We start from the raw sequence: 15,808 nt of genomic DNA, 5'->3' as shown, positions 1-15,808 counted from the left end.
ACGAGACGCCTCGCAGAGCGGCCTGCCGGACTTCGAGCTGGTGGAAGGCGTCACGCAATTGTCGATAGGCGTCCTCGAAGCGCGGAGACTCGAGCAGCAGCATGCGGTCGAGCTGAGCCACGAACTCGCGCACCCACGCGCCGGCGCGAACGTCGCGGCTCGCCCGCGCGATCTCGGCCGACAACTCGGTGATCGAAAAGCGGCCGTCGAGCAATTGAAGGAAGTCCAGCACCTCGATGCGCAGCGCGATCGGAGACGGCAGCACGCCGAGCGGATCGGTGACGAGCAGCAGGTCCTGCCCGCGCTCCCGGACCGGCACGATCATGACCGGGCGCAGGCGCGGGTGCTCCGGAATGTCGTCGAGGCTCGCGGCCGCGGCTCCCGGCGGCAACACGATGCGGGGCGGCTCGGGCTCGAAGGACTCCGACGTGAGTGGCTGACCGCTCGCCCCCAACAGGACGGGCTTGCGCGGCGGCGGATCCTCGCTCTGTCCGGGAATGATGAGCGGGCGACGGGCGGATTTCTGAGGATCGTCGGGCACGGAACTCGATCGCGTGAAAGGGTGAGGGCCGGAAGGCTCGAGCGCGGGTCGCGGGCCGCGAACTCTAGCGCGCTAGGGACAAGAGGACCAGTTGCGGACCTGCGAGACCTCGATGCTCGGCTGCGTGAGGCACTGAGAGACTTCGGAGATCGTGCCGTGAACGCAGACGCGCGACCCGTTCAGCAGACTCGGGAGCTTCGACGACAGGCTGTAGGTCTCGCCGTTCTCGGCCTTGAGCAGCCGGCAGTCGACATCCTCGCTCAGCACGCCTCGCAACTTCACGTTGTCGCCGGGGCGCGGCAGCGAAGCGCTGCGCGAGCTCTTCGCGGCGCCGGAGGGGCGAGTGGAACCTCCCGCGTCGTGGGGTGGCGGGAGTGGCGCGGAGCTGCTGCAGCGGGAGACGGCAGCGAGCACGAGAGCCAGCAGCGCGGCAGTGGGACGGATCACGCGGGAACTCTACACGGCCGCGCGCACCGCGCGGAAATACGGACTCAAGGAGTCCTCACGAATGCGCCGAAAACCGCGAGAGACGGGTGACTCGCCGCCATGAAATCGCGTGCAACCTGATGCGCGATGGGCCACAATGCCGCGCAATCCACGATGACAACGACCTCGATCGGAAAGATTCTCGATTCGTATCTCAGTCAGCTCGAAGGGCGCCCCGGTTTCTGGCATGGGGTGCGCGACGAGATCGAGATCTATGTGTTGAGTGACGAGTCTCACGATCGCATGCGCATCATGGCCCCGATCGGCGAAGTGCGCGAGATGCAGCCCGATCTGCTCCAGGTACTGCTCCAGGCCAACTACGACCGCGCGCTCGATGCTCGCTACGCGCTGCGCGGGAAGGAGCTGTGGTCGGTGACCGTGCACCCGCTCGCAACGCTCGCCCCCGACGACTTCGCGAGCTTTCTCGACCAGGTCGTGAAGCTGGTGAAGAACACCGGCTCGACGTTCGCCTCGAGTGACCTCGTGTTCGGCGGCGGCACGATCCACGACGGAGAAGACGGCGCCGAAGACGGAGAAAACGGCGACGGGCTCGACTCCGACGAGGAGGACGACGACGATTCGGAGCTCGACGGCGACGCCGAAGACGACGATCTGGACGACGCACCTCCGCGTCCGAACCCACCGCGCCTCGCGTGAATCCGAGCGAGAGCAAGATCCCCGCGATCCAGATCGACGTCCGGATCGATCGCAACACCGTGCTGCCCGGCCGCGCATGGTGCGCCGAGTCGCCGCGCGGGCTGATCGCGGTGGTGCACGGCATCGGCGAGCACAGCGGACGCTATGCGGCGCTCGCGGAACGGCTGGTCGATCGGCGCTTCACGGTGGTGGCGCTCGACCTGCCCGGACACGGTGAGGCGACCGGCCCGCGCGGCGACATTCCGTCATGGTCCGACCTGCGCGACCGCATCGTTCCGAGCATGTTCACGCTGACGCGCGGCATGCCGGGTCAGCCGCCCGAATTACCGCTGGTGCTGCTGGGTCACAGCATGGGTGGCTTGCTGGCGCTCGACTACACGCTCACCCATTCGAAAACCGTGCTCGGTGCGGTGAGCTCGGCCGCGGCGATCCGGATCCCGGCTCCGCCGTCCGCCAAGGTGATGCTCGCTCGCGTCGCGGCGATGCTGTCGCCGACCACCGGATTTCCCGACGGAATCGCGGTCGAGCATCTGTCGCGCGACTCTGAAGTGCTCGACCAGCGCCGCGCCGACAAGCGGGTGCACGATCGCATCACGCCGCGCACCTACTTCGCAATGCTCGATGCCCAGAAGCGCGTCCTGGAATCGGCGCGACGGCTCAGTGCTCCGGTGCTGCTCATGCACGGCGCAGCGGACAAGGTGACCGATCCGCGCGGCTCGCTCGAGTTCACTGCGGCGGCGCCCCACGGAATCGCGCGCCTCATCACCTACCAGGATGCACCGCACGAGATCTTCAACGACCCGGCGCGCGACCAGGCGATCAAGGACTTGATCGGCTGGCTCGACGCGATCGTGGTGGTCTAGGGAGGGGCATGAAGCCGGTGGTGAGCCGACTCGTTTCGGTGCGCGTCGGGCTCATCGCGCGCTACCCGCGCCCCAAGTGGGACAAGACCTCCGGCACCACGTGGGCGAGCGCCTACATCAAGAGCCCGGTCACGGGTGCGGTCGCGGTCGGCGCGCTCGGGTTGGCCGGCGACCAGCAATACGATCGTCGACATCACGGCGGCGAGCAGATGGCGGTGCTCGCGTATGCCGATTCGCACTACGAGGCGTGGCGCGACGAGCTCGACATTCACGAAATGGGCCCCGGCGGTTTCGGCGAGAACCTGACCGTGTCGGGTATCGACGAGACCAGTGTCTGCATCGGCGACACCTGGGCGGTCGGTGACGTGCGGTTGCAGGTTTCTCAACCACGCGGGCCGTGCATGAACATCGCGCGTCGCTGGGATCGGGCGGACCTGCTCGAGAAAGTCGCGGCGTCGGGGCGCAGCGGCTGGTATCTGCGCGTGCTCACGCCCGGCACGATCGCAGTCAATCAGCCCTTCAAGTTGCTGGAGCGCCTGCATCCCGACTTCACGGTCGCGAAGGTGCTGGCGCTTCGCATGGGACACGAGAAGAGCGCGGATCTCGCGGCACGGCTCACCGAGTGTGCAGAGCTGTCGCCCGTCTGGCGGGAGAAGTTCGCGGTCGCCGCGGAATAGCGACCCGTCGACCGCTCGCCCGTCTACCGCTCGCCCGACGTCAGCCGCTCGATCGCGGCCCGCCAGCGTGCCCACTCGTCGGTGCGCCAGCGCCGTGTCTTGCGCGGCCGAAACGTGCGTTCGATGCGGATCGCGCGGGCCAGCTCGCGGTGCGAGCGCCACAGCCCGACGCCGAGTCCCGCGAGCAGGCCGGCGCCATACGCCGTGGTCTCGATGACGCGCGGTCGCTCGACCGGCACTCCGAGCAGGTCGGCCTGGTACTGCATGAGCCAGTCATTCGCGGCGGCTCCGCCGTCGACTCGCAGGACGCGCACCGGGCGCCCGGAGTCACGAGCCATCGCGGCGACCAGATCGCCGCTCTGGAATGCGAGCGACTCGAGCGTGGCACGCGCGAGGTGCGCGCGCGTCGTGCCGCGTGTGAGTCCGAGGATCGCCCCGCGAACCTCGGGCCGCCACCATGGTGCTCCGAGCCCCACGAACGCCGGCACCACCACCACGCCGCCCGCGTCCGGCACACTGCGCGCAAGCCGCTCCGTGTCCGAAGCCTTCGCGATGATTCCGAGGCCGTCGCGCAACCACTGCACCGCGGCACCGGCGACGAACACGCTGCCCTCGAGCGCGTAGGCCAGCTCGCCGCGCGGTCCGCACGCGACCGTGGTGAGCAGTCCCGCCTTCGAGGGCACGCGCCTCGAGCCCGTGTGCAGCAGCAGGAAGCAGCCGGTGCCGTAGGTGTTCTTGCTCTGTCCGGCTGCGACGCAGCCCTGTCCGAACAGCGCCGCCTGCTGATCGCCCGCGATGCCGGCGATCGGAACACCCGCGGGGATCGCGCCGATCGCGCGGGTGCGGCCGAACTCGCCGCTCGATGGCATCACGCTCGGAAGCATCGAGGCAGGCACTTCGAAACGCTCGAGCAGCCACGGGTCCCAGGCATGCGTGGCGATGTTGTAGAGCAGCGTGCGCGAGGCGTTGGTGGGGTCGGTGGCGTGAACCGCACCGCCGGTCAGCTTCCACAACAGCCAGCTGTCGACGGTGCCGAACGCCACACGGCCGCGCTTCGCGAGTGCTCGCAGACGCGGCTCGCCGCGCAGTCGCCACGTGAGCTTGGTGCCCGAGAAGTAGGGATCGAGCAGCAGCCCCGTGCGTCGCCGCACCTCGCGCTCGTATCCGCGCCGCTTGAGCGCGGCACACAGCTCGGCGGTGCGGCGGTCCTGCCACACGATCGCGCGTCCGAGCGGCTCGCCACTCTCGCGATCCCACAACACCGCGGTCTCGCGCTGATTCGTGAGCCCGATCCCCGCAAGGTGGCGTGCACCGAGCTGCGCGGCGCGGATCGCTCTCGAGGTCGCGGCCAGCACGCTGCGCCAGATCTGATCGGCGTCGTGCTCGACCCAGCCGGGCTTCGGGAAGTGCTGAGGCAGCTCGGCGTAGCCACGACCGCGGATGGCGCCGCGGGCGTCGATCGCCAAGGCGGTGGTGCCGGTGGTTCCCTGGTCGATCGCCAGAATCCAGGACTTCTTCATGCAGGCCTCGGGGCGTGGTCTTCGTAGGCTTCATGGAGCAGCCGCTCGTCGTCGTCGAGCCGCGCGTGAAACGCACGCAATTCTTCGCGGGTGCGCGTCGCATCCCAGCCGAGTCGGCGGCCGAGTGCTTCGGCGAGCAGCGGAGCCGCGATGCGGCCGCCGTCGGGGGCGAGCCACAGCAGGCTGCGCCGCCGCACCACGTCTTCGAGCCTGCGAGCGAACGCGCGCTCGACCGCGAACGCCGCCAGCGCTTCGGCCCCCGCCTCGGCGGCAAGCCACGGCGGCAACGGCGTCGCGGGGTCGTCGATCCGCGCCGAACGATGCAGGCGCGCCATCACTCGGGCCACGATGTCGTGCGCCATCGGGCGGAAGCCGGTGTACTTGCCGCCCACGATCGTGAACAGATCGCCGTCCTCGGTCACCCGGTGCTCTCGTGATGCGGCCGCGAGCGTGCCGTCGGATGCCGCCAGCGGGCGAACGCCCGCCATGAGTGCGAGCGCCGGCCGTCGGGCCTGACTCGGAAGCAGCCGCGCAAGTGCCTCGCGCAGGTAGCGCACCTCTTCGAGGCTCGGACTCCAGGCGTCGGGAGACTCGCTGCTGACGACCTCGGTCTCGGTGGTGCCGACGATCGACCATTCGCCGAACGGCACCACGAACACCACACGGCCGTCGCGCGGCGCGAACGCCGTGATGCCGTGGCCGCGGGTGAGTGCCGGGAACACCAGATGCACGCCGCGAGTCGGGCGCAGCAGCCGTGCAGGATCCGGCCGACCCGGTTCGAGTGCTCGCAACAGGCGAGTGCGCACCGAATCCGACCATGCGCCGCACGCGATCACCACGTAGCGGGCGAGCGCCGAACGCTCGCCGCCTTCGAGCGCGTCGCGCACGATCAGCTCGATGCCGCCTTCGGCACCCGGTCGCGCGCCCGTCACCTCGGTGTGACTGTGGATCGCAGCGCCGTGCGCAGCGGCATCCATGGCGACGCTCACCGTGATGCGCGCGTCGTCCATCACCACGTCGCCGTAGATCGCACCGCCGAGCAGGCCCTCGGGCTCGAGGTCCGGTTCGAGCGCCAGAGCCGCCGCCGCGCCGAAGCTCTGATGCGGCTCGAGCCCGCGGCCGCCCGCCAGCGAGTCGTAGAGCCACAGCCCGGTGCGCACCATCCAGCCCGGGCGTCGGTCGCCGCGATAGAACGGCATCAGGAATCGGCGCGGGCGTGCGAGCCCCGGCGCCATGCGCGACACCGCGGTGCGCTCGGCCAGCGACTCGCGCACCAGCGCGAACTGGCCGTGCTCCAGGTAGCGCAGTCCGCCGTGGAGCATGTGGCTGGTGGCGCTACTGGCGCCCGACGCCAGATCGGCGCGCTCGAACAGCGCAACCGAGAGCCCGTTGCGGGCCGCGAGCCGGGCGATCCCGACGCCCGTGATGCCACCGCCGATCACTGCAAGGTCCACGCGATCCATCGCGATCTCCACCCTTCGAACTCAGACGGTCGCCACCGGAGCGAGGAGTGTCTCGATCCACACGAAGGCGTTGTAGTCGGGCTCGCCCGAGACGGCATCGAAGCGGCGCGAGATCAGCCCGTTCGTCTCGGGCCAATAGGTCTGCACGTGATTCGGTTTCATCGGTGCCAACCGCGTGACTCCGATCCATTCGCCGGTCTCATTGCGGAGTCGGATCGCCTGCCCCTCTTTCACTCCGATCCGTGCGGCGTCTTCGGGCGCCATCAGCACGTCGTCGCGCGACGCGGCCCCCATCAGCCCGTCGGTCTTCGAGTGCACCATGCTGTTGAACTGTTTGCCGCGCCGGGTCGTCATGTAGAACTGCCCGTCGGGAATCGCGATCTCGGGCAGCAGGACCGCGGTGAAGCGCGCTCGCGCGTTCGGCATCTTCTGGAAGCCGTCACCGAACAGAAACGGCCCGCCCCACTGCACCCACTGGCCCTCGTGATCGAGATTTTCGATTCCGGCGTAGATCGGCATCGCACGCGCGATCTCGTGACGAATGTCGCGCGTGGAGGTCCACGGAAAACGCGGCTCGAGTCGCGGCCGGGCGGCGAGAGCGACCGCCACCGGGATCTGCCACTCGGGCCATGCTTCCTCGATGCGAGGCCCCGGAATCTCGGGCGAGAAGCGAATGCGACGCTCGGTGCTGGTCGCCGTCCCGCCGCCCGGCGTCTCGTACCGAGTCTGCGCCGGCAGCAGCAGCACGGCGGCGCCGGGAAGCAACGAAGAGGTGTTGAGCACGATGTCCTGGTGCACACGCAGCTTGACCCGCGTGAGTGCGGCGCGCATGAACTCGCGATCCGGCAGAGTCTCGAGCAGATTGCCGCCGAGCGAATACAGAAAATCGAGCTCGCCGCGGTGCGCGGCCTCGAGCATCTGCAGCGTGCGCATGCCCTTCCATGCCGGCAGCGGCTCGCCCCACAGCGTCTCGAAGCGCTCGCGGTCGGAAGCGTTCGCGACCTCGTAGCCGCCCGGGTACTTCTCCGGGTCGACGCCGCACTCGCCGCCGCCCTGCACGCCCGAGTGTCCGCGGATCGGCATGATGCCGCACTTCTCGCGCCCCAGCATGCCGCGGGCGAGCGCCAGGTTCACGATCGACTTCACGTTGTCGACGCCGAACCGATGCTGCGTGAGTCCCATGCTGTAGACGAACACGCAACTCTTCGCGCGCGAGTAGGTCTCGGCAAATCGATGCATGTCGGCCCGCGTCTGTCCCGACTCGCGTTCGAGGCGCTCCCACGCGAGTCCCTCGACGTGCTGCCGCAGCGCGTCGATACCCTCGGTGTGACGCATGACGTAGTCGCGATCGATCCAGTCGTTCTCGAACAGGTGCTTCAGCACACCGTGGATGAACGCGATGTCGCCGCCCACGCCGACCTGGAAGAAATCGTCCATCAACTTGGTGCCGAACAGCGCGCTGCGCACGTCGCTCGGTACCCAGTAGCGCTCGAGCCCCGGCTCTCGCATCGGATTCACGACCAGGATGCGTGTCCCCTTGCGCTTCGCGTAGGTGAGGTACTTGGTCGTCACCGGCTGGTTGTTCGCGAGGTGCGATCCCCAGATCACCACCAGATCGCTGCCGATCATGTCGCTGAGCGAGCAGGTGGGGGCCGCGACCCCGAGCGTGTCCTTGAGACCCGACACGCTTGCGGCGTGACACAGTCGCGAGCACAGGTCGACGTGGTTCGATCCCATCAGCCGCGCAGCTTTGGTGAATGCGTAGTAGGTCTCGTTCACGATGCCGCGCGAAGTCGCGAAGAAGCCCATGCGCTCGCCGGGAACCTCCGCGAGCGACTCGGCGACGATCGAGAGCGCCTCGTCCCACGACAGACGATGCAGTCGCGAATCGCCCTCGCGGTGAATCATCGGGTAGGGCAGGCGGCCGAGCGCATGCAGCGCTTCGTTGCGCATCTCGCGCAGTGGCCGGAGCTGATGCAGCCGATCCTCGGGAATGGCTCCCATGGTATTGAGGCGCAGCAGCTTGAGACGCGTCATGCACAGGTGCACGCCGTCGATCACGTCGTCTCGCAGCCCGCGCGGACCCAGTGAGCATCCGTCGCACACGCCGTGCTGAAGGATGCGCAGCGCGAAGGGCAGGTTGTCGCGGTTCTCCCACACCACCTCCGCCATGCCGAGAAACGGGCGCGGGCGAGGGTGTCGCGAGGGTCCGAACGGAAGCAGGTCGCGCAGTCGGAAGCGACCACCCGAAGAGTCACGCGGCGAGGGCATCGCGCGCAGAGTAGCGGAATTCGTCCGGCTCGACTCGGTCCTCGGCGCACCGGCGAGGATCGACGAGCTTGCCCGCAACCGAGCGCCTCGGCATAGTCTGCGTCATGATTCAGCCTCACGAAGTCTCGCCCCCGCAGGCGGGAATACCGGTGACGGAAATCAGTCGCTTCTTCGGGATCGTGGTCGAGTGGGCGGCGCTGCGTCGAGAGGAGCTCCTCGCAGTCTGGGAACTTGCTCGCCACCAGGCTCCGCTTCGTCCCATTCCTCCCTGCTGGTCACCTTCAGCGGCGTCTTCACCTCCCTTCGAGATCCGGCTGAGTTCGCAAAGGTCCGCGTCGACTCGGAGAACAGAACGGTCGTATGGCCGTCGGGAGCCGACCTCGCTCCGGATACGTTGTACGACATGATCGCGCGACAGCGACCTCGATAGTCGCTCCATTCAATCCGCGACCTCGCCTGCTTTCCTGCATCCACCTGGAGCCCTCATGAACTACCGTCGTCTCGGCCGCAGTGGCCTCAAAGTTTCGGAACTCGCTCTCGGGTCGTGGACGACGTACGGCGGTTCGCTCGATGACGCGAAGGCGGCGCTGGTCATCCGCCGGGCCTTCGAGCTGGGGATCAACCTGTTCGACACCGCGGACGTGTACGTGCGTGGCGCCGCGGAAACGGTGCTCGGCAAGGCGCTGCAGGATCTGCCGCGCGAGCAGGTCGTGATCGCGACCAAGGTGATGGGGCGGGTGTGGGACGGGCCGCTCGGCGCGGGGTTGTCACGCAAGCACATCTTCGATGCGATCGATCAGAGCCTGAAGCGGCTCGGCACCGACTACGTCGATCTCTATCAGCTCCACGCGCCCGACAAGGACACGCCGATCGAGGAGACGCTCTATGCCATGGAGGATCTGGTGCGCTCGGGCCGCGTGCGCTACGTGGGGTACTCCAACTACGACCATCACGCGCCGCTCGATCGCCAGGTCCTGAAGGTCCAGAAGGCGAACGGCTGGGACGTCATGGTGTCGAGCCAGCCGCGCTACAGCCTGATCGATCGCCACATCGAGAAAGATCACCTGGGCTTCTGCAAGCGCGAAGGCATCGGGCTGATCGTCTACTCGCCGCTCGCTCAGGGTGTGCTCACCAACAAGTACGCGGGCGGTGCGGTGCCCGAGGGCAGTCGCGCGACGACCAAGTTCGCGCACTTCCTCACGCAGGAGAAGGCGCTCACGCCCGAGAACGTCGCGGCGGCCGAGCGCCTCGCGGCCACACTCGCCGAGCACGGTCTGCCGGCAGCGGCACCGGTGGCGCTCGCCTGGGTATTGCGGCGTCCCGAGGTCTCGAGCGCCATCATCGGCGCGACTTCGGTCGCACAGCTCGAGGAGAACGTCAGCGCGTCCGACGTGAAGCTCACGCCCGCGCAATGGAAGCTGATCGAGGCGGCGATCGCCGGGCCCAGGCCCGCGCGCGCGACCCGCGCCAAACCCGTGCGCGCCGCTAAGCCTCGTCGGCCCGCGCCTGCGCGGCGCCGCGTTCGAGGTTGACGCTCATCAGCAGGAACGCTCCGGCGATGAACATCGGCATCAGCGTGAGCACCGCGTAGCGTCCGCCGCCGCTCAGCGATGCGACGGTGCCGAACAGCAACGGTCCGACCACGCCCGCGAGTTTTTCGCTCACCGAGTAGAAGCCGAACAGCTCGGCGGTCTGGCGGCGCGGAATCAGCGTGACGAACATCGAACGCGACAGCGCCTGGGTGCCGCCCTGGAACAACGCGACCAGGACGGCGATCATCCAGAAGTGGATCGGCCGGGTCATGATGAAGCCGCAGATCGTGATGAGCACGTAGCCCGCGAGACCGATCACGACCGCACGCTGCGGGCCGATCGGCTTGACGAGGCGTCCGAACGCGAGGCTCGCGGGTGCCGCGACGAGCTGCACCAGCAGCAGCGACCCGATCAGGTGCGAGCGCCCGATGCCGACCTCGCTTCCGTACACGGTCGCCATCTTGACCACCGTGCCGATGCCGTCGCTGTAGAGCCAGAATGCGAGCAGGAAACGCCACAGGTCGGGACGCTTCCGCAGCGACATCAGCGTGTGAAAGACCTGCGAGATCGGCGCGCGCTGCGGTCCGGCGACGGCCTCACGCAGCGGCTCGCGCACGTGTCGGAACAGCGGAAGCGAGAATCCCACCCACCATGCCGCAACACTCGCGAGCGCGATGCGAGTCGCGGTCGCCGCATCCGGCAGATGGAACCACTCGGGCTTGAGGATCATCGCCAGATGCACGGCCAGCAGGATCCCGCCGCCCAGATAGCCGAGTGCAAAGCCGCGTGACGACACCCGATGCATCTCGTCCGGCTCGGCGACCGCCGGCAGCAGCGCATCGTAGAGCCCGTTGCCGACTGCGAACGCGATGAACGCGACCCCGAAGCACAGCAGGATCACGCGCCAGTCGTTGGCGGGCGCGAACGCAAGCGCCAGCGTGCCGAGTGCCCCGACCGCGACGCACGCGGCCAGCAGCGGCTTGCGCCGCGCGCCGCGATCCGCCCACGCGCCGAGCGTCGGAGCCAGCACTCCCGAGAGCAGCATCGCGGCGGCACTCGCGAATGCCCAGCGTGCGGTCGCCTGATGCGGCGCCATGGTGCGGCTGGCGATTCCGGCGAAATACACCGGCAGGATCGCGGCCACCACGCTGGTCGCAAACGCCGAGTTCGCCCAGTCGTACAGACACCACGCGCGCACGGCAGCGCGTCGACCGCGATCGTCGCTCGGGGCTGGCGCGGTCGTCCCATGCATGGCCAAGTCATATCAGGAGGGGGGTGCTAGAGTCGAACACCATGTCGGAGCCACTCGTGATCGTGGTCGGAGCCGGAGTCGCGGGGCTCGCCTGCGCCCGTGAGCTACAGCGACGCGGCGTGACGTGCCGCGTGCTCGAACGCGCGCGCGGCGTGGGCGGGCGCTGCGCCACCCGCAGCATCGAGGATCAGCGCGTCGACTTTGGCGTGCCGTTGCTGCACGCCACCACGCGCGAATTCGGACTAGCGCTCCAGGAGCTGCCCGAAGCCGGGAAGTTCTCCGGCTGGCCGATTAACGTGCGCGAACCGCGGCTGGCCTGCCAGCCAGCGGCGTTCCAGCCCGGACACCGGCGACTGGCGCGCCGCGCCGGTGTCTCCGAGTTCCCGCGCCACCTGGCCGTCGATCTCGACGTACGACTCGGCGCACGGGTGACTTCACTCGAGGCCGCGGGGCCTCGCACTGCCGTGGTGCTCGCGGACGGTTCGCGATTTGAAGCGCCGTTCGTGGTGCTCGCAACGCATCTTCCCGAGACCCTGCGGCTGATCGAACCGATCGCCTCCGAGTGGGCGGGCGCGGCGGAACTGCAGCGCGCGCTCCACTCGGTGATGGGGTTGCGTTGTCTCACGGTCATGGCCGGCTACCCGACCGATACCCCGGAGCCCGGGTTCGACCTGTGGTACCCGCTCGAGACCACCATGATCCACGCGATCATCCACGACTCGAGCAAGCGCGAAGCTCCGCGCCATCGGGTGCTGGTGATTCAGTCGCGCGATCTCTATGCCGGGGACGCCTGGGAGCAGCCCGATGCGACGTGGCGGGACGAGCTGCTGTGGGAAGCCGCCGAGGTGCTGGGACCGTGGGCTCGCACGCCGGTATTCGTGCACACGCATCGCTGGGAATGGGCGCGGTTGCGGCGCGGCGACGGCATCGGGGAAGTGGTGACGCTCGAATCGCCGGAGCGCGCGGCGGTCTCTCTGTGCGGCGAGGCGTTCGCGACCCATCCGGGTGTCGAGGCCGCCTACTTCAGCGGCATCGCGATCGGCGAGCAGATCGCCACGCTGCCACGCGTGCGCGAAGTCGTGAGGGCCGCCGGCCCGACGCACGCATAGCGCAATCGAGAGCGGCCGAACCGTCGCCGGTCCGGCCGCATCGCGTGCTCGAGTTCGGTCGCATCAGCGCGCGACCTTTCGCTTCACTACCACTTCGGCGGCTGCGCGAATCCCAGTTCGCCGCGGTCGCGGTCATGGGTCCGATTGCGATTCGAGCGCCACGGACGGATGCCCAGTGCCTGGAGCCCCGCCGCATACTCGTAACGCATCACCAGCTGATCGGTCGCCTGACGCGCCGCACGGAAGTCGACCTGCCGCACCGGGTCGACCTGACGGTCGCCCCAGCCGGTGCCGGGATTGCTCTCGGGCGCCATCTCGGAACGCATGCCGTTCAGATCCGCACCCTTGCGCTCGGCCTTGCTCTTGTCGAGCGACGGCGCGGGCGCTTCGTTCGCGGCTCCCTCGCGGGACTCCTGCTCACGCGGCGCGGCGCCGGCCTGCGGCAGATCGCGACGATCCCGATCCTTGTAGCCGAGCCACGCGAGCGGACGATCTTCGCGGAAGGTGAGCACCCGGATCCAGCCGAGGTCGCCATTCGCCTGGCCGGTGCGTTCGGCGTACGAGCGTTCCTCGTCGACGAACACGAAGCGCCGCACGTCGTGCAGCGAGCTGCGCCAGCCACGGATCACGGTCTGCTCCCACGGATCCAGCACGTACATCGATTCGCTGCGCGACAGCCTGGAGCGATCGCCGGTGATCACGTTGAGTCCGTCGACCGCGATCAGCACGCCGACCCGCTGGCCGGTGTTGTTGTGCAGCGCGACTTCGTAGTTGCGGCCCCGCTGGGCCTCGAAGTAGGTGCGCTGATCACCGCGCGGCGACGGATAGAGCGGCACGGCCTGACCGCCGACCTGAATCTGCACGTCGACGAGGCGGCCATCGACCACGCGATCGGAATTCGCGTAGGTCCAGTCGGCCGAAGCGAGCGCCGCGTGGCCGAGAGCCACCGCGGTGAGCGCGAGAGCGAGAGCGAGAGGACGGGCGCTCGGGCCCATCCCGGTGCGGCGGACGAGTGCGTCGGTGGTGTGCTTGTACATGGCGTTTCCTCCGTAAGTCGGCGGCAGTCGGGCGAAACTCGCCGCGCGTTGATCCATTTACGCCCCGGAGGCCGTACTATTCCCGGGCTGCGGTCACAGGAGACCGGGGCGGCCGTACCTGCCGAAGACCAGGGGCCGTGCAAATCGCCCGCTGCGACACGAATCAGGCCGAGTAACCGGTTACCGCGCCATCACTGCTCAGGGGGTCCCATGCGCCTGCTCACCCGTTCGCTGCGTGTCTCGGTCGTCGCGGCGCTGACGCTCAGCCTGTCCGGCGCCCGACCTGCCGCCGCGACCCAGGGTCCCGGCCAGGTCATCACCGACTTCGCGCGCGCCGAACTGGTCGGCTCGGCGCCCGGTCCGGTGCGCACGCTTGCGGATTACCCGAACCGGATCATCGTGATGTTCCAGTTCGGCTACAACTGCCCGGTGTGCCTGAACGACGGCCCGGGCTTTCAGACCGAGATCGCCGCCTACTACGGCTCCGTCGCCCCGAATGACGTCCAGGTGCTGGGCGCCGACATGTGGAACGGAACTCCGGCGCAAGTCGCGAGCATCTTCCGCAACACCACCGGTGCGACGTTTCCGTTGCTGCTCACCGCCGGCACCGCGGCGAACGGCAACCTGAACGACTGGGGTCCGTGGGACAACTACGTGATCGTCGACCGCGGCGGCATCGTGCGCTTCAACGCGGCGGTCCAGGGCTACGCGCATGGCTCGCGACTCGACGTGCCACGCATGAAGGCGCTGATCGATTCATTGGTGGCGCTCGCTCCGGTCGGCGTTCCCGCGCCGGGCTCGCGACCGAACGTCGCGCGGCTGACGGTGGCGCCCAATCCGTTCAACGGCGTGACGCGACTCGAGTTCGCGCACGCAGCCGCGTCGCCGCGCTCGCTCGAAGCGCGTGTGTACGACACCGCGGGTCGGGAAGTCGCGCGACTCGCGCCGAGCACCAGCGTGTCCGGGGCCAGCCGCTTCGAATGGAACGGCAAGCGTACGGACGGCCGCGAGGTCGCCGCCGGCATCTACCTGGTGCGCGCGATGGCGGACGGCGTCGTGGCTCACGCCCGCGTGGTCAAGGTGCGGTGATACGATCCGGGCCTCGAAGCGCCCCGCGGAATTCGGGCGCGCCTTCGCCGTCACTTCGATTCTCGGGAGGGAATACGCCATGCGCCCGATGCTCGCGATTTCGCTCACCGCCGCGCTGTGCTCGCTCGGACTCGCTTCGAACGCTCACGCCGTCGCCAACCCCGGAACCCCGGCGCCGCTCTTCGACAAGAACCAGCTCCAGTCCGGCATGGTCGGCGCACCCTGGTTCCTGAATCAGCAGACCGGCAAGGTCGTCATCCTTCACATGCTCGGCTGGAATTGAGTGGAGTGCCTGATCGACGGTCCGTCGGTCGAGAGTGAACTTCATCAGTACTACCTCGAGCGCTACCCGCAGCACGTCGTAGTGGTCGGCGCCGACATCTTCAACGGCTCGACTGCGGCGCTTCAGAGTTTCCGGAACACCACCGGCGTGACCTACGCGTTGCTGCTGAATGCCGCAGCGACCAGTGGCGGAAACATGTTCGCGCTCTACGGAGATCGAGACAATTTCATCGTGATCGACTCGGACGCCAATCGCACCATCCGCTTCAACGCGCGCCAGCAAGGCTACCCCTACGGCGCCGCACTCGACGCACCGCGCGTGCGCGCGCTGGTGGATTCGCTGCTCGCGACAACGGTGGGAGTCGAGCCTTCGACCGCATCGATCGACTGGCAGCTCTCGATCGCCCCGAACCCGGCCGCGGGCGCGATGCGCTTCGAGCTGCGGCATCCGGGAGTCGAACTCGCGCCCGCCCGCGCCGAGGTGTTGGACCTTGCCGGCCGACGCGTGGCCTCACTTGCCGCCCAGCCGCACCGCGGCGAACTCACCGCATGGGGCTGGGACGGCCGCGATCTCGCGGGCACCCGGGTCGCCGCGGGGATCTACTTCGTTCGGGTGCGACTGGGCGAGCGCGAGCTGCTCGCGCGCGTGGCGAGGTTGCGATGATTCGTGCCCGCTCGGTGATCCCGATCGCGCTGGCCGCGGCATGGTTCGCCCTCGCGTCGCCGCAGCCCTCGCGCGGCGCCGACCAGCTGCTCGCGCCCCGCACCGCGTCGGCGTTTCGAGTTCGCACCGTGGACGGCCGCACCCTCGAGCTTGCCGCGCTGCTCGAACGCGGTCCGGTGCTGCTCGACTTCTGGGCGACCTGGTGCAAGCCGTGCATCGCCTCGATGCCGGAGCTGCAGGCGCTGCACACGCGCTGGGCGCAGCGCGGCCTCACCGTGATCGGCATCTCCGAGGACGGCCCGCGCAACGCCTCCAAGGTGCGCCCGTTCGCGAGTCGCCTGGGTCTCGGCTACGCGATCGTGCTC

The 15,808-nt window shown here is 68.7% G+C and carries 17 protein-coding genes; 10 read left to right on the top strand and 7 right to left on the bottom strand.

Annotated features, from left to right (window positions below):
* Both HOP12_16310 and HOP12_16305 read right to left on the bottom strand, forming a co-directional pair.
* The coding region (locus HOP12_16310) for a hypothetical protein (protein NOT35705.1) at window positions 1-541 on the bottom strand (541 nt) is incomplete at its 3' end.
* A 72-nt stretch (window positions 542-613) separates the two neighbouring features.
* Window positions 614-988 carry a hypothetical protein gene (locus HOP12_16305; GenBank protein NOT35704.1) on the bottom strand — a complete coding sequence of 125 codons (375 nt, stop codon included), beginning with the start codon at window positions 986-988 and terminating at the stop codon, window positions 614-616.
* Between the two features lie 153 nt (window positions 989-1,141).
* Here HOP12_16305 and HOP12_16300 point away from each other — a divergent pair, with 153 nt between their 5' ends.
* Genes HOP12_16300 through HOP12_16290 form a run of 3 tightly spaced genes read left to right on the top strand, consistent with a single transcriptional unit; the run spans window position 1,142 to window position 3,224 of the window.
* Window positions 1,142-1,684, top strand: a complete 543-nt coding sequence (locus HOP12_16300; protein NOT35703.1) for a type III secretion system chaperone — start codon at window positions 1,142-1,144, stop codon at window positions 1,682-1,684.
* A complete protein-coding gene (locus tag HOP12_16295; GenBank protein ID NOT35702.1) occupies window positions 1,681-2,547 on the top strand; it encodes an alpha/beta hydrolase in 867 nt (288 codons plus the stop codon). Before HOP12_16300 ends, HOP12_16295 begins: the two co-directional genes overlap by 4 nt.
* Window positions 2,548-2,555: 8 nt before the next feature.
* Window positions 2,556-3,224, top strand: coding sequence for an MOSC domain-containing protein (locus HOP12_16290; GenBank protein NOT35701.1), 669 nt, complete (start codon window positions 2,556-2,558; stop codon window positions 3,222-3,224).
* Window positions 3,225-3,247: 23 nt separating this feature from the next.
* Here the strand turns inward: HOP12_16290 and glpK are convergent, their stop codons facing one another.
* Genes glpK through HOP12_16275 form a run of 3 tightly spaced genes read right to left on the bottom strand, consistent with a single transcriptional unit; the run spans window position 3,248 to window position 8,478 of the window.
* Entirely contained in the window at window positions 3,248-4,744 is a 1,497-nt protein-coding gene (gene glpK, locus HOP12_16285) for a glycerol kinase GlpK (protein ID NOT35700.1), read from the bottom strand.
* Window positions 4,741-6,207 carry an FAD-dependent oxidoreductase gene (locus tag HOP12_16280; GenBank protein ID NOT35699.1) on the bottom strand — a complete coding sequence of 489 codons (1,467 nt, stop codon included), beginning with the start codon at window positions 6,205-6,207 and terminating at the stop codon, window positions 4,741-4,743. Before HOP12_16280 ends, glpK begins: the two co-directional genes overlap by 4 nt.
* Before the next feature lie 21 nt (window positions 6,208-6,228).
* On the bottom strand, window positions 6,229-8,478 hold the full coding sequence (locus HOP12_16275; protein ID NOT35698.1) for an FdhF/YdeP family oxidoreductase: 2,250 nt from the start codon (window positions 8,476-8,478) through the stop codon (window positions 6,229-6,231).
* 187 nt (window positions 8,479-8,665) lie between these two features.
* Between HOP12_16275 and HOP12_16270 the strand changes: the two genes are divergently transcribed.
* On the top strand, window positions 8,666-8,908 hold the full coding sequence (locus HOP12_16270; protein ID NOT35697.1) for a DUF2442 domain-containing protein: 243 nt from the start codon (window positions 8,666-8,668) through the stop codon (window positions 8,906-8,908).
* Window positions 8,909-8,963: 55 nt separating this feature from the next.
* A complete protein-coding gene (locus tag HOP12_16265) occupies window positions 8,964-10,010 on the top strand; it encodes an aldo/keto reductase (GenBank protein NOT35696.1) in 1,047 nt (348 codons plus the stop codon).
* On the opposite strand, the gene HOP12_16260 is transcribed toward HOP12_16265, so the two are convergent.
* Window positions 9,964-11,208: an MFS transporter gene (locus HOP12_16260; GenBank protein ID NOT35695.1), complete on the bottom strand. Its 1,245-nt coding sequence runs from the start codon at window positions 11,206-11,208 to the stop codon at window positions 9,964-9,966. The genes HOP12_16265 and HOP12_16260 overlap by 47 nt on opposite strands.
* 95 nt (window positions 11,209-11,303) lie before the next feature.
* Here HOP12_16260 and HOP12_16255 point away from each other — a divergent pair, with 95 nt between their 5' ends.
* Entirely contained in the window at window positions 11,304-12,371 is a 1,068-nt protein-coding gene (locus tag HOP12_16255; GenBank protein ID NOT35694.1) for an NAD(P)-binding protein, read from the top strand.
* Between the two features lie 86 nt (window positions 12,372-12,457).
* On the opposite strand, the gene HOP12_16250 is transcribed toward HOP12_16255, so the two are convergent.
* Window positions 12,458-13,408 carry a hypothetical protein gene (locus HOP12_16250; GenBank protein NOT35693.1) on the bottom strand — a complete coding sequence of 317 codons (951 nt, stop codon included), beginning with the start codon at window positions 13,406-13,408 and terminating at the stop codon, window positions 12,458-12,460.
* Between the two features lie 210 nt (window positions 13,409-13,618).
* Between HOP12_16250 and HOP12_16245 the strand changes: the two genes are divergently transcribed.
* The 4 genes from HOP12_16245 to HOP12_16230 all read left to right on the top strand — a co-directional run.
* Window positions 13,619-14,497 (top strand): hypothetical protein, encoded by an 879-nt coding sequence (locus tag HOP12_16245; protein ID NOT35692.1) that lies wholly within the window; start codon window positions 13,619-13,621, stop codon window positions 14,495-14,497.
* Between the two features lie 79 nt (window positions 14,498-14,576).
* Window positions 14,577-14,780, top strand: coding sequence for a hypothetical protein (locus tag HOP12_16240; protein NOT35691.1), 204 nt, complete (start codon window positions 14,577-14,579; stop codon window positions 14,778-14,780).
* Window positions 14,781-15,443: a hypothetical protein gene (locus tag HOP12_16235; protein NOT35690.1), complete on the top strand. Its 663-nt coding sequence runs from the start codon at window positions 14,781-14,783 to the stop codon at window positions 15,441-15,443.
* Window positions 15,440-15,808, top strand: a 369-nt coding sequence (locus HOP12_16230; protein NOT35689.1) for a TlpA family protein disulfide reductase, incomplete at its 3' end; no start/stop codon positions are given. The genes HOP12_16235 and HOP12_16230, both read left to right, overlap by 4 nt.

This window comes from Candidatus Eisenbacteria bacterium (assembly GCA_013140805.1).
Taxonomy (GTDB): domain Bacteria; phylum Eisenbacteria; class RBG-16-71-46; order RBG-16-71-46; family RBG-16-71-46; genus JABFRW01.
The sequence above is the reverse complement of the archived record's forward strand: the minus strand, read 5'-3'. Positions and strand labels throughout refer to the sequence as shown.